Raw genomic sequence first — 14678 nt, forward strand, 5'->3', positions numbered from 1 at the left:
AAGCCTCAGTAATAGAGATAATAGAGGTAGTGGAAAAACAGCGGAGCGGTAAACATCAAGCTATCGACCCTGTCCAAAATGCCCCCGTGGCCCGGAATAAACTGGCTGGTGTCTTTGATACGCAAATCGCGCTTGACTGAAGAAATCACCAAATCGCCAATAAATCCACTCAAAGCAATGATGACACCGCCGACCAGCCCTTGCGCTGCGGTCAGTGGCGTTAAATAAGGCGCTGCAAAGTATGAAACGGTAACCACGGTCAATGTGCCGCCGATAAAGCCTTGCCAAGTTTTATTCGGGCTGACTTTCGGAACGATCTTATGTTTACCAAAACTTTTTCCCCACACGTATTGGGCAACATCATTGAACTGAGTCATTACCAATAAAAACAGCAACATACCCAGTGAACCTGCATCTGGGTTTAAGCTTGGTAACACCAATAGGTAGGCCATATGGCTGATACAAAATACGGTCAACATCATTGCCCAGTGAATAATGCCTGCTGAGCGAATAAAGCCTTTAGTATCTCCAATCAGCACCATCACCATAGGCAAGTACAGGAATACATAGACTGGAATAAAGATAATGAACATGCCGTACCAGCCGATGGAGAGCCAGTAGTACTGAAATGGAATGGATAAATAAGCCCAGAAAATCACTCGGCGATCGGTCATGCGTGTGGGCACAATCGAGAGAAACTCTTTCAGTGCCATGAAACTCAGGAAACCCACAAAAAAGAGCGTGTAGTTGAGTGGAAGCTGCAATACGACAAACACAATCGCAACCATCCACCACCATGAACGAATACGCAGCTTTAATTCGAGATAATCGCGTTCAGGATAGCGGCGAGACAGCCACAAATAACAGAGTGTACCTACCACTAAAATGGCCAAAATCACCAACATCAAGTGCAGTGAGTGTTGAGGAATGTTGAGCATGATCAGCTACCTTGATGATCGGGCGACGAAGCACGCGCCGCATGGAATTGATAAATGTGCTGTAAGCGTCGCCAAACCGTGAGTACCAGCCCAATCAGCATGACGATTAAGGCGATATCCATGGTGTATGCGAAAAAGGTTGGGATCTCATCGAACAGTGACAGTGCCGCGATAAAGAGCAAACTCAGAGTAAGCAGTGCCATGCGATGCTGTTTAGCCATCGGGCCTTGGAAATCAGCTTCACCGCCCATGCTGACTCCCAAGACACGAATATAGGCGGTCAGCACCGCAAGGAGAGCGCAAAGCCATGCCAAGGTCATTCCTAGCTCAGACGTAGTGACAAAACCCGCACCAAGAATCAACAAAGGGTCGGCAATGCGATCTGGCACATCATTAAATAATTCGCCAGCAGGGGTCTTCTTCCCACCTTCTACGGCAACCATGCCATCAAACAAGTTACACAGTAAACGCGCTTGAATCGATAAGGCCGCCAGAATTAGCCAAAGTGGGGTAGGGTAGTAGTGATATACGGCTAAAATGACAAAGCCAAGCAGCGCAAAGGCAATACTCATTAACGAAATTTGGTTAGGGGTGATCTGTTTTTGGCTCAACCAAACGGCGATACGTTTGGTGAAGTTCAGTTCTCGGACCGCAAGTGGGCGGCGGTTTTTCTCTTCGGATAGTGTCTTTTCCATATAACCTCTTGTTGCCACATAGAAAGTGTGGCTAGCAATAGGCGATGTGGTACCACCAATCAGCGCTGAAAAGAAGTCATACCAAGTAGGGTTACCTGTTTTTTGGTACGCGTCTCAATCTTGTAGCATGGTATTGCTAATGCATTACTCATTAATTTGCGCGGATATCGAGGTATTCTCTGAGGAAAAGTAGTGATCGCAGAAAGCTGCGAACTCGGTTTTGGTGATCGGGCGAGAGAAATAGTAACCTTGGAACTCATCTACGCCTAATTGCTTGAGTTGCTCTAATTGCGCCAACTGTTCGACCCCCTCAGCCACCACTTGCATCCCCAATTGATGGGAAAGATTAACGATGGAAGCAATAAAAATCGCCTGTTGCTGGTTTTGATTCATATTGTCGACAAACGATTTATCAATCTTCAACTTACTGAATCTGAGGTGGTTGAGTTGGTAGAGCGATGACCATCCAGTTCCGAAGTCATCGAGTGCAAAACGAACTTTCATTTTTTCTAATGATTCGATGATGGCGAGACTTTGCGGAAAATCATCAATGGTCATGGTTTCGGTTAGCTCTAAAATGATCGCATTGAGGAAATTCTCATGGTGGCCAAAAATCGTGGTCACGAGTGTTGGCAAGGTTTCATCAAACAGAGAATCGGAAAGGTTGATCGAGACATCTAACCGGCGGTTGTAAGGTTTCCAATCATTTTGTAATGCTAAATAGACCTGCTGCATGATCCATGCACCGAGTTTTTTGCCAAGTCCATACTCTTCGGCAATCTCGATCAAATACTGCGGATTGATATAACCAAACTCACTGTGTTGCCAGCGGATCAACGCCTCACACCCTAGTCGGTCAGGATTGCGTGACAAGATAGGTTGATAGGATAAATACAAACTCGATTGGTTCGGATCTAACAGCAACTGCTGTAGCTGCTCGGCGAGAATACGCTTTTTGTTGTATGCACTTTCAATGTCTCGGGTGTAGTACACCACCTGACCTTCAGGTGCTTTTTTTGCGATATTGAGTGCTAAATCAGCATTGTTTAATAAACTGCTCGCCCGTAGTTTTGAGCTGTTTTGAGTGAAGTCTAGAGTCTGACAGGTGACAACGCCCATCGCGACACTCAAACGTTTGGTCGGATCATTCTCTTGTACTAATTTGGTCAAGTCATTCCACAAGTTACGGATAAAAAAATCGGCATTTCCGCTACAAGGATGCAGTAAAACGGCGAATTCATCGGCACCAATGCGGGCGCATTGATAAGCAAATGAGCGGCAGCGTTGGGTGAGTAACTCAGCAATATTAATCAACAACTGGTCGCCAAAGGTGTAGCCCATCGTATCATTCAATTCTTTGAATCGATTGAGATCGAACAGGATGAGTGCGATAGGTTCTTGTTGACTTGGGCGGCTTTTCTTTAGCCTCTTAACAATAAAGTTACGGTTTTTTAGTCGTGTGAGTGGGTCATGCCATGCGAGAAACTGTTGATAATCTGCAGAACGATAAGTCATGTACGAGATCAAAATTAAGATGAGCAGAATCGCAGCAAAAAAAATAGAGTAACTGCTGTTTATTCTCGTTGATCATGCGGATATTGCTGTTGGCACTCTCACCCGTAAAATTCACAATCGCTAAATTGCGGATCTGGGCGTTGTAGGGTTCCAGAGCCTTTTGTAATTCTTGCAGTGTCGCTTTATCTCCTTGAGTGACAGCAAGTTCATAACGTTTGATTTGAGTGAAAACCTCTTGAATGATGGCTTCTGCATTATGTTGCTGTCTGAGTTCTTGGGTTTCTTTACTGGTTAGAAAGAGATCGAAACGGTTCCACAAAATATCGTAATTAAGACTCATCACCTGATGATTTTCGCGGCTTTCGTTTAATAAATAAGCCTCCAATCTATGAGTGAAATTGAGCGTCTCTACTTCCAATTGCGCTAAAGACCAAGCCGCCAATTGGGTGTACTTGGTGAGCATATTATAAGTATTGGTGAAGCGAACCATGGCCCAGAACGACAACATGACCATGACGAAGACTAGAGTGAAAAAAGCAAGTAGAGGCTTCTTCATCGTGGTTAAGGAGTGATGATTTCTATATTGCTGATTTGCCAGACCATGCGGCTGTGCAGTATTTCATTATCTAACTCGCCACTACTACTAAGCGGGTAGATTGACCAAATTGGCCCACGGTCGCGGATCTGCATCGGTTTGCCATTATTTTGAATCGCGAAAACAGGGTTGTATTTCTCGATATCAGAATAAGGGATCACGGCCCAATATTTGTTTAGGGCGACCACTTTAAGGTCGGCTTGTTTTGCCCCCATCCAAGCTAACAATGCTTGAGCAGAAATGCCTTTAAACTCCGTATTACCTTGTGTCCACGGCGTTTCGGTGACGATAGTTAAATCACTACGGGCTAACAGTTCTTGATAAGTGGCCGAAACGGTTTGCCCTTGATGGGTTATCGTGAGGATCGGTTCTTGTGCAAACAATTTGCTGCTTATCAACGCTAACAGCGTAAACAACATTACCTTCATAGTTCTCATTCGTTACCCCATTTATGTTGAGTGATGTTTATATAGGTATAGGTAGCCCATTTGACGCGTGCAAGGTCGATCTTTAGTTTGAGACTAAAGTCGAGCTCATTCACCCCTTGGGAGGTATGGTGGCATCCCACTTCTGTCACAAAAAATTAACGTCTCAATCTCTTGCTGATTTTTCAAAGTTTAATCATATTGTCATTACCGTGTCATAAACATAAAGGTGGGGAGATCGATATGGAACACGTTGAAATGGTGCAACCTAGTGCGCTAGGTGTTGTGGGTCGTACGCTGGTGTTTTCCTTATTGGCATTAGGCTTCACCTTTATGCTGCTATAGCAACACCTAAGATTCACCAAAGCCGAAGCAGATTGCTTCGGCTTTTTTATCCGCGGGTTTTTATCCACTTGAGCTGCCTTCTAACACCTTTGGTAAGCATAGAACGTGAGAGGGCTTTGGGCGATAAGTTTGGGTTCTCTGTCTACACAATTTCAGAACAATAAAACCTAGTGAAAAGGTCAAGTATTTGCTAACGTGCGACCAAACCATTGATCGCGAGTCTAGTTATGTCAGTGTGGAATGCTGTTCATCTTAGCAAACGTTTTGCGGCGTTACCCCAAGCTTTTTATACCCCAGTTCATCCTCAGCCTTTGCAAAATGTACGTTGGGGGATGTGGAACACTCGTTTGGCGCAACAATTTGGTTTGCCTGAGGCACCGAATGATGAGTTATTGGCATCGCTGTCTGGGCAGCAGTTACCTGCTGATTTTTCTCCCGTCGCGATGAAATATGCGGGCCATCAGTTTGGGGTGTATAACCCCGCTTTAGGTGATGGCCGCGGCTTACTGTTGGCGGAAATGGCGACCAAGCAGGGTGAAGTGTTTGATATTCACCTCAAGGGCGCAGGGCTTACGCCTTATTCACGAATGGGAGATGGGCGAGCGGTGCTGCGTTCATCCATTCGTGAATATTTGTGCAGTGAGGCGATGGCTGGGCTCGGCATTGCCACAACCCGCGCATTAGCACTAATGAGTAGTGAAACGCCAGTCTATCGAGAGCGTGAAGAGCGCGGCGCACTCTTGGTGCGTTTAGCCCATACCCATGTGCGATTTGGCCATTTCGAGCATTTCTTTTACACCGATCAGCATATGAACCTGAAATTACTGGCGGATAAAGTCATCGAATGGCATTTCCCAGATTGCGTGAAAACATCGAAACCTTATGCGGCTTGGTTTTCGCAAGTGGTTGAGCGCACTGCGCTGATGATTGCGCAGTGGCAAGCTTACGGCTTTAACCACGGGGTGATGAATACCGATAATATGTCGATTCTCGGGGAAACCTTTGATTATGGTCCCTTTGCCTTTTTGGATGACTACGATCCGAACTTCATCTGCAATCACTCGGATTATCAGGGACGATATGCCTTTGATCAGCAGCCACGCATTGGCCTTTGGAACCTATCCGCATTAGCGCATGCGCTGTCACCTCTGATTGACAAAGACGATTTAGAAGCTGTACTGGGGAGTTATTCTGATCACCTCAATCTGCATTTCAGCCGTTTGATGCGCGCGAAACTCGGTTTAGCGACTCAGCAAGAGGGGGATGGCGAGTTGTTTGCTGATTTCTTCGCGCTACTGGCCAACAATCACACCGATTACACGCGCTTTTTACGCGAGCTCTCCTGTTTGGATCGGCAAGGAAACGAGGCGGTGATCGATTTGGTGTTAGATCGCGAAGCGGCTAAGACCTGGTTAACCCGTTATCTTGAGCGCGCTGCTCGTGAGTTAGGTCTAGAGGGGCGACCCATCAGCAGCAGTGAGCGCTGCCAAGCCATGCGCCAAGTGAACCCGAAATACATCTTGCGTAACTACCTTGCGCAGCAAGCAATTGAGTTTGCTGAACGAGGCGATTTTGAGGTAATGCAATGCTTAGCCACTGTGTTGGCTAGCCCTTATGCCGAGCATCCCGAGTTTGAACGCTACGCAAAGTTACCGCCAGAATGGGGGAAAAAACTGGAGATCAGTTGTTCTTCCTAAGGCCTGTTATGCATGGGTGGAAAGTGACCCATTACTGAAATTGGATGGGTGGATTTTCACCCATTTTTTATGGCTGAAACCTCGAACACAAGAGAGGAATGCAATCACTAGTTTTACAAGTTACTGATTTTAAATAAATGTTAATTTTGTGTAATAAATGGCGCGCAAGTTGCTTTGGTATGGGTACGCAGTCCAATGATGGGCTGAAAAATCCAACCAAGGAGAATAAGAATGTTCAAGCCGCTTACCCTAATTGCCGCTTCTATCCTCGCTGTCACTAGCTTTAATGCTGCCGCTAATTGTGACCCAGGCGAAATCGTGATCAAGTTCAGCCATGTGACCAATACCGACAAACACCCGAAAGGGATTGCGGCATCACTACTGGAAAAACGCGTCAACGAAGAGATGAACGGTAAAGCCTGTATGCAGGTGTTCCCTAACTCAACGCTGTACGATGATGACAAAGTGTTAGAAGCCCTGCTCAACGGCGACGTACAACTGGCAGCACCTTCGCTGTCTAAATTTGAAAAATTCACCAAAAAGTACCGTATTTTTGACCTGCCTTTCCTTTTTGAAGATGTGGATGCCGTTGACCGTTTCCAAAGCTCCGCCAAGGGTGAAGAGCTGAAAAATGCCATGACTCGCCGTGGTGTAAAAGGCTTGGAGTTCTGGCACAACGGGATGAAGCAGATCTCTGCCAACAAGCCAATTCTGGTGCCTGCGGATGCCAAAGGGTTGAAATTCCGTGTACAAGCCTCCGATGTGTTGGTGGCTCAGTTTGAGCAGATCGGTGCTAACCCACAGAAAATGTCGTTTGCGGAAACCTACGGCGGTTTACAGACCAAAGTCATTGATGGACAAGAAAATACTTGGTCAAACATCTACGGACAAAAGTACTTTGAAGTACAAGATGGCACCACCGAAACCAACCACGGCATTCTGGATTACCTCGTTGTGACCTCAAGTAAATGGTGGGATGGCTTACCTGCAGATGTTCGTGATCAGTTTGCCAAGATCCTCAATGAAGTCACGATTGAGCGCAACGCAGAATCCAACAAAGTGGAAGAGCTCAATAAGCAGTACATCATTGAAGCGGGCGGTGTCGTACGTACTCTGACTCCAGAGCAGCGTCAGCAATGGGTCGATGCACTCAAACCGGTATGGCAGAAGTTTGAGAAAGACATCGGTGCCGATCTGATTGAAGCCGCTCTTGCAGCTAACCAGAAGTAACCTTTATTTGGCCCCATCACGGTGGGGCCGTTTGTCTGTTCGTCACACTATTAGAGCGATGTATCACATGGAACAGTCATGGTTTTCGAGAGTCGGCCAGTTTACCGACTCGATTGAAGAATTTCTGATCGCGTTTTTTATGGGCGCGATGACGCTACTGACCTTTGCAAACGTCATCATGCGTTATCTATTCAACGACAACATTCTCTGGGCGCTTGAGGGAACAGTGTTTATGTTCGCTTGGATGGTGCTTGTCGGGGCTTCATTTGGGGTAAAACGCCACTTTCATATTGGTGTCGATGTGCTGATCAATATCGCACCAGCACGATTGCGTAAGCTGTATGCATTGGTTGCTGTGGCCTGTTGTTTGGCATTTTCAATCCTCTTACTGATCGGTTCTTGGAACTACTGGTACCCCTTTATTAGCGAACGTGCATGGTATGAAACCGATGATATTCCGATGCCTGAAATGCTGCAGTTTATGGCGGATTGGTTCAATGAAGGTGAGCGCTATGAAAAGCTGCCGCGCTTTATTCCTTATGCCGCTCTGCCGATAGGTATGGCGCTGCTGACTTTCCGCTTTCTGCAGATCGCTTGGCAAATTCTCACTGGCAAACTGGATCGCATGATTGCCGGTCATGAAGCCGAAGAAGATTTAGAAGCACTGAAAGCGGAGCTTTCAGAAGCGGGTGAGGCAATGATGCCTAAGACTCAAGGCAAGGAGAAGTAAGCCATGGCCGTTGCACTGTTATTTATTCTGGTTATCGGCATGATGATTGTTGGCGTGCCGATTGCTATCTCGCTGGGCTTATCCAGTATTTTGTTCCTATTGTGGCACTCGGATGCCTCTTTAGCTTCGGTTGCACAAACCCTGTTTAACGCGTTTGCTGGCCACTACACTTTATTGGCGATCCCGTTTTTTATTCTCGCCTCAACGTTTATGTCTACTGGCGGAGTGGCTAAACGGATCATCCGTTTTGCGATTGCTATGGTTGGCTGGTTCCGCGGCGGTTTAGCGATTGCTTCTGTGGTCGCCTGTATGATGTTTGCGGCGCTCTCGGGCTCATCTCCGGCAACGGTGGTTGCCATCGGCAGTATCGTGATTGCGGGCATGGTCAAAAACGGCTACAGCAAAGAGTTTGCGGCGGGGGTGATTTGTAACGCAGGAACTTTGGGTATTTTGATCCCCCCTTCGATTGTGATGGTGGTGTACTCAGCGGCGACCAACGTTTCGGTTGGCCGCATGTTCTTAGGTGGCGTTGTCCCAGGCTTATTGGCCGGTTTAATGTTGATCATCGCAATTTACATTACCGCGCGGATAAAAAATCTACCCAAGCAGCCCTTTGTTGGCTGGAAAGAAGCGCTGAAAGCAGCCAAAGAAGCAAGCTGGGGCTTATTGCTGGTGGTGATTATTCTCGGTGGGATCTACGGTGGGATCTTTACCCCAACAGAAGCGGCAGCTGTGGCGGCGGTGTACTCCTTTTTTATCGCCAACTTTATCTATCGTGATATGGGGCCGTTTGCGGATAAGACCAATACCAAACCGGTACTGGTCAAAGTAGTGGAAACCTTTGTCCACAAAGACACCAAAGCGACTTTGTATGATGCAGGTAAACTGACCATCATGCTGATGTTCATCATTGCTAACGCGCTTATCTTAAAACATGTACTGACCGAAGAGCGCATCCCGCAGATGATCACCGAATCCATGCTGTCTGCTGGGCTTGGGCCAATTACTTTCTTGATTGTCGTAAACTTGATCTTGTTGGTGGGTGGTCAGTTTATGGAGCCATCGGGTCTTCTGGTTATCGTCGCTCCCTTGGTATTCCCGATTGCGATTGCACTGGGCATCGACCCTATCCATCTCGGCATCATGATGGTGGTGAACATGGAGATTGGCATGATCACGCCGCCCGTCGGCTTAAACCTGTTTGTGACCTCTGGGGTAGCCAAGATGTCGATGATGAATGTGGTTAAAGCTGCACTGCCGTGGGTAGGCGTCATGTTCCTCTTCCTCATTATTGTCACTTATGTGCCTTGGGTATCCACTTGGTTACCGACACTCTTGATGGGGCCTGAAATCATCACTCGCTAGCGCTTAACTCGATAATGCTTACGTTTGCCAAATAACGACAAGCCCTTCGCATGCGAAGGGCTTGGTTTTTTTATACCGACCTTTAATCTGAGACCTAGACTTTTAACCAGAACGCGGGATGGTTTCAGGGTTTGTAACTCTCTTTATCGAGCTGATATTTCTGCATTTTGTCATACAAGGTTTTACGTGGAAGGTGGAGGCGCTCCATGGTGGCTTTAATGCTGCCACCACACTCAATCAGCGTCTGCTCCAAAAGTGACTTCTCAAACTCCGCGACTTGTTCATTCAGTCCGAGTAATTTGGATTTTGGCTCATGGCTTTCAGCAAATTGCGCCAACTTACCGAGTAACACATAGCGCTCTGCGGCATTACGCAATTCTCGCACGTTGCCCGGCCAATCGTGACTAAGCAAGCTTTGCACATCGGAGGCCGTCAGTGCTGTAGCCGCTTTACCATAACGTGCGGCAGCGACCAGTAAGAAATGGTGGAAAAGGGCAGGAATGTCCTCTCTGCGCTCACGCAGCGGTGGGATCGTTAGGGTGACAATGTTGAGTCGATAATAGAGATCTTGCCGAAATTTCCCTTCGGCAGCGGCTTGTTTTAAATCGATTTTAGTGGCAGCAATCACCCGAATATCAAGGGGGATGAGTTCATTCGAGCCAATCCGTTCGATCAGTCGCTCTTGCAGCACACGCAGTAGCCGGATCTGCGCTTGCATCGGCATTGATTCAATCTCATCCAGAAACAGAGTGCCACCTTGAGCATGCTCAAACTTACCCACTCGACGGCTGTCTGCCCCCGTAAACGCGCCTTTTTCATGGCCGTACAGCTCGCTCTCAATCAAGTTCTCCGGCACCGCACCACAGTTAATCGCGACAAAATTCTGTTCACGGCGCGAGCTCTGCTCATGCAGTGAACGGGCAACCAACTCCTTGCCGGTTCCTGTTTCACCAAACAATAAAATATCCGCTTGGGTATCCGCGACTTGGGCAATGGTATCGCGCAGAGTCTGAATGGCGGCGGTTTCACCAATAATTCGCGGGCCTAAGGTTTGGCTGACTTTTAAACTGCGTTTTAGCTGACGGTTTTCCAAAGTAAGGCGACGTTTTTCGATGGCACGCTGCACCGTGTCAATCAACCTTTCAGGCGCAAAGGGCTTTTCAATAAAATCGTAAGCACCATCATGCATGGCTTTGACCGCCATCGAAATATCGCCATGGCCAGTGATAAGAATGACGGGCAGTTCACTGTCTTGATGCAATACGGAGCTCAGTAAATTCTGTCCACTTAAACCGGGTAAGCAGATATCACTGACGATCACCAGTGGGAGACCTTGCTCCTTGATTGCCAGCAGTGCCTCTTCGACACTGGCAAAAAACTGCGCGTTGAGGTCGGCCAATTCGAAACTTTGAGCGAGCGCAATGCGGATATCGCTCTCATCATCAATCAAAAATACATCACACATGGTTAGTCCATATTGAGAGGTGTGAAACGAGGCAGGGTGATGGTAAAGCGCGCTCCACCGAGTGGTGAAGTCGCCACGCTCAATGCACCCTGCATGCTGTGCAAAATTTGCTGTGAGATAGAAAGTCCAAGCCCTAAACCATTCTTTTTGGTGGTGTGGAAAGGTTCAAACAGATGGGGCAAGGTTTCAATGCCGACACCGGGACCATTGTCATCAACGAAAAGCGCTATTTGCTGTTCAGAGGTTTGCAGACGGATTTGAACTACGCGCTCCGCTTGTCCCTCTAAGGCTTGCAGCGCATTGGTGAGCAGATTAATCAGCACTTGTTCTAACTGGATGGGATTGACGCGAACCCAAACTGGCGTTTCGAGGTCGCACAGCTCTAACAAAGTCATCTGTGCTTTAAATTGCCCAGTCATCAACTCTTTGGCCGACAAAATCAACGGGTACAACTGCACATCTTGCTGTTCATTGGAAGTCGATTTTCGGGCGAAAGATTTAAGCTGCTCACTGATTTTCGCCATGCGCTCCGTCAGAGCGGAAATACGCGAGAGATTTTCTTCAGCGCGTTCAGGCTTGTTGGTGGCAAGGAAACGGCGGCCGTTATCGGCAAAACTGCGGATCGCCGCCAGCGGATTGTTCAGTTCGTGACTAATGCTGGCCGACATTTGGCCTATCACTGCCAGTTTCGCCGCTTGGGTCAGCTCATCTTGTGTTTGGCGCAGTGCGTGCTCGGTTTTGATCCGCTCTGCAATTTCCGCGTGCAGTTTGGCGGTACGCTCCATCACCTCAAATTCCAGTTTCTGCTTGGTTTCTTGTTGCAGCTGCTCGATTTGTCGCTGACGCAGCTGGCGGTGATGCCACAACTGAAAGCCCAAATACACAATTGCAAACAACATGCAGAGAATGATCACTAAGCCAAACGCGGACCAAAAGAGTTCGATTTTTGGTGAAAGTACCCGAATGGTCAGGGCAAGTTCAGGAAGCGGGCGACTCGAAACAATGTAGTCATCTTGCAGCCAATGTTTTTCAGGCTTGCGCCATTCGCTTTGCTCCGCTTGCAAGTCGCCCTGCCAGCCGAGGGAAGGAATAGGGCTGTCTAAATATTGCTGGCTTTGGCGAATGTCGTTGAGCTGTGCGGGGGATAAATCTGCAACGCTATGAAACAGCCAAGCGGGTTGGCTCGACATGAACACCACTTGATGATCATCGGTCGCCACAAAGTAGCTGCTCTTGCTTTGCCAGCCCTGTTCAATAGCCGACAAATCCATTTTGACCACGATAACCCCTAAGGTTTCCGCCGCATAAATCACTGGATAGGCGTAATAGTAGCCGCGTTGTCCTGAGGTTGACCCCAGCGCAAAATATTGGCTTTTTTGACCCGCAATGGAGAGGTAAAAATAAGGTCGCCATGCAAAGTTGCGCCCGATAAAAGAGCGTTCCAAATTCCAGTTGCTGGACGCGATCGTGTTGCCAAAGCGGTCGATCAAATAGGTATCTGCGGCTTGGATCACCTCATTGACTTGCTCTAAATAGCGATTGGTGAGGTCGATTTGTGCCGAATTGTGTGCTGAGAGCAGTGCATCAACCAACTCTTTATCTTTAGAAATCAGGTGGGGAATGTGGGCGTATTTATCTAAAGTCGCAACGATATGGTTTGAAAAGCGATCAAGCTGGGACTGATGCTCATTGAGTAGCGCTTGGTACTGGAAACGCCAGTACAAGTGCGTGCTCAAGCTCGCCAGCACAATAAATATGACCCACAACATCAAGCTGAAACGACGAATGGATGGCATCCTTGGCTCTTATCAACAAATCCTTTCTTTACATCATACTGAGAATGCACAGCCGAAGCGTCTAAAAAGATCGCAATCTCCGACTGCAAAACAAGAGCAAGATCTCTTTTTACGCTTTTCAATAAAAAAAAGCCTCGATTCCATTGAAAAAGCCTATATTGTCCCCATTTCAGAGTCGCTATCGGTTTCCTTTTGGTGGAATTTTTAGCACTTGATTGGGTTTTCAGGAGATTGGCTTGACTCTGACTGGGGATTAACTCGACAGCTCCGGCTGTGGTGGTTAGAATGTCGCGTCTGAAATTTGGTCCTGAGACTAATCAGAGATACCTTTACCAAAAGATATCGCTCATTAGTCTGGTTTTCTGGTGATTCGCTTGAAAGCCGATGCTCAATATTTACATATCAGTGTTCAATCGGGCACAACACAAGGATGCAGCCACACGTCGTGTTGGCTCATGACGCTCAGGAACCCTGAGCCAGTTTTGAGGTTTAGAAATAATGCAAGTTACTGTTGAAACGCTAGAAGGCCTACAGCGCCGTCTGAATATTACTGTTCCAGCTGCAAACATCGAAGACGCTGTAGCAGCTGAATTACGCAACATCGCGAAAAACCGTCGTTTCGATGGTTTCCGTAAAGGCAAAGTGCCAATGAAGATGGTTGCGAAAATGTACGGCAAAGCAGTACGTCAAGACGTGCTGGGTGAAGTGATGCAACGCCACTTCATCGAAGCGATCGTAAAAGAGAAAATCAATCCAGCTGGCGCACCAACGTTTGCTCCAGTTGAAATTGGCGAAGGCAAAGATCTGGTTTTCACAGCAACATTCGAAGTTTACCCAGAAGTTGAACTGAAAGGCCTAGAAAGCATCGCAGTAGAAAAACCATCAGCAGAAGTGACTGACGCTGACGTAGCAGAAATGCTGGAAACTCTGCGTAAGCAACAAGCAACTTGGAAAGAAGTTGACGAAGCAGCAGAAAACGGCAAGCGCGTTTCTATCGATTTCGTTGGTTCTATTGACGGTGAAGAGTTTGAAGGCGGTAAAGCTGAAAACTTCCCTCTGGAAATGGGCGCAGGCCGCATGATTCCAGGTTTTGAAGACGGTATCGTTGGCAAAACTAAAGGAATGGAGTTCGTTATCGATGTGAACTTCCCAGAAGATTACCACGCAGAAAACCTGAAAGGTAAAGCGGCTCAGTTCGCGATCAAAGTGAACAAAGTGGAAGCACGTGAACTGCCAGAACTGAACGATGAATTCGTTGCACGTTTCGGCGTTGCGGAAGGCGGCGTTGACGCTCTGAAAGCAGAAGTACGTAAGAACATGGAACGCGAACTGAAGCAAGCGATCAAAGCGCGCATCAAAGAGCAAGCGATCGAAGGTCTAGTAAAAGCGAACGAAATCGACGTTCCTTCTGCACTGATCGATCAAGAAATCGGTGTTCTGCGTCAACAAGCAGCACAACGCTTTGGTGGCAATGTTGAAGCTGCGGCTCAACTGCCTCGTGAACTGTTCGAAGAGCAAGCTAAGCGTCGCGTAGTTGTTGGTCTGCTGCTGGGTGAAGTAATTCGTACTCACGAGCTGAAAGCTGACGAAGAAAAAGTGAAAGCACTGATCACTGAAATGGCTACCGCGTATGAAGATCCAACTGAAGTTGTTGCTTACTACGAGCAAAACCAACAGTTGATGAACAACATGCGTAACGTTGCTCTAGAAGAGCAAGCGGTAGACGCGATCATTGCGAAAGCACAAGTAACTGAAAAGGCGATCAGCTTCAGCGAGCTGATGAACCCAGTTGCTGCTTAATAAGCAAACTGTAGCGTAGAAGGTTGACGAAACAATCAATCATCTGCTAACAATGGTCCGTGTGATACCCATCATCCGGGCC

At 47.5% G+C, this 14678-nt stretch carries 11 protein-coding genes and 1 pseudogene; 6 read left to right on the forward strand and 6 right to left on the reverse strand.

What is annotated here, in order from left to right; genetic code table 11:
* Nucleotides 1-5: 5 nt before the first annotated feature.
* The 4 genes and pseudogenes from CEQ48_RS09315 to CEQ48_RS09330 form a co-directional block, all read right to left on the reverse strand.
* A complete protein-coding gene (locus CEQ48_RS09315) occupies nt 6-938 on the reverse strand; it encodes a phosphatidate cytidylyltransferase (RefSeq protein WP_000932195.1) in 933 nt (310 codons plus the stop codon).
* Nucleotides 939-940: 2 nt separating this feature from the next.
* Nucleotides 941-1633: a CDP-alcohol phosphatidyltransferase family protein gene (locus tag CEQ48_RS09320; RefSeq protein WP_089071049.1), complete on the reverse strand. Its 693-nt coding sequence runs from the start codon at nt 1631-1633 to the stop codon at nt 941-943.
* Between the two features lie 144 nt (nt 1634-1777).
* Nucleotides 1778-3611 (reverse strand): annotated as a pseudogene (locus CEQ48_RS09325) (putative bifunctional diguanylate cyclase/phosphodiesterase).
* A 98-nt stretch (nt 3612-3709) separates the two neighbouring features.
* Complete coding sequence (locus tag CEQ48_RS09330) at nt 3710-4171, reverse strand: putative pterin-binding protein (protein WP_181710807.1); 462 nt, start codon at nt 4169-4171, stop codon at nt 3710-3712.
* Between the two features lie 569 nt (nt 4172-4740).
* Here CEQ48_RS09330 and CEQ48_RS09340 point away from each other — a divergent pair.
* The 4 genes from CEQ48_RS09340 (at nt 4741) to CEQ48_RS09355 (ending at nt 9535) form a co-directional block, all read left to right on the forward strand.
* Complete coding sequence (locus CEQ48_RS09340) at nt 4741-6210, forward strand: protein adenylyltransferase SelO (RefSeq protein ID WP_089071052.1); 1470 nt, start codon at nt 4741-4743, stop codon at nt 6208-6210.
* A gap of 231 nt (nt 6211-6441) precedes the next feature.
* Nucleotides 6442-7440: a TRAP transporter solute-binding subunit DctP gene (gene dctP, locus CEQ48_RS09345; protein ID WP_000476112.1), complete on the forward strand. Its 999-nt coding sequence runs from the start codon at nt 6442-6444 to the stop codon at nt 7438-7440.
* Nucleotides 7441-7507: 67 nt separating this feature from the next.
* Nucleotides 7508-8170: a TRAP transporter small permease gene (locus tag CEQ48_RS09350; protein WP_000438260.1), complete on the forward strand. Its 663-nt coding sequence runs from the start codon at nt 7508-7510 to the stop codon at nt 8168-8170.
* A gap of 3 nt (nt 8171-8173) precedes the next feature.
* A complete protein-coding gene (locus CEQ48_RS09355) occupies nt 8174-9535 on the forward strand; it encodes a TRAP transporter large permease (RefSeq protein WP_000257380.1) in 1362 nt (453 codons plus the stop codon).
* A 124-nt stretch (nt 9536-9659) separates the two neighbouring features.
* Here CEQ48_RS09355 and CEQ48_RS09360 read toward each other — a convergent pair whose 3' ends face one another.
* Both CEQ48_RS09360 and CEQ48_RS09365 read right to left on the reverse strand, forming a co-directional pair.
* Complete coding sequence (locus tag CEQ48_RS09360; protein ID WP_089071053.1) at nt 9660-11000, reverse strand: sigma-54-dependent transcriptional regulator; 1341 nt, start codon at nt 10998-11000, stop codon at nt 9660-9662.
* A gap of 2 nt (nt 11001-11002) precedes the next feature.
* Nucleotides 11003-12796, reverse strand: a complete 1794-nt coding sequence (locus CEQ48_RS09365; RefSeq protein WP_089071054.1) for a sensor histidine kinase — start codon at nt 12794-12796, stop codon at nt 11003-11005.
* Here CEQ48_RS09365 and CEQ48_RS20095 point away from each other — a divergent pair.
* Nucleotides 12786-13004: a TolB protein gene (locus CEQ48_RS20095; RefSeq protein ID WP_181715164.1), complete on the forward strand. Its 219-nt coding sequence runs from the start codon at nt 12786-12788 to the stop codon at nt 13002-13004. The genes CEQ48_RS09365 and CEQ48_RS20095 overlap by 11 nt on opposite strands.
* Before the next feature lie 290 nt (nt 13005-13294).
* Nucleotides 13295-14596, forward strand: coding sequence for a trigger factor (gene tig, locus CEQ48_RS09375; RefSeq protein WP_089071055.1), 1302 nt, complete (start codon nt 13295-13297; stop codon nt 14594-14596).
* Nucleotides 14597-14678: the final 82 nt, after the last annotated feature.

This window comes from Vibrio tarriae, from assembly GCF_002216685.1.
Taxonomy (GTDB): domain Bacteria; phylum Pseudomonadota; class Gammaproteobacteria; order Enterobacterales; family Vibrionaceae; genus Vibrio; species Vibrio tarriae.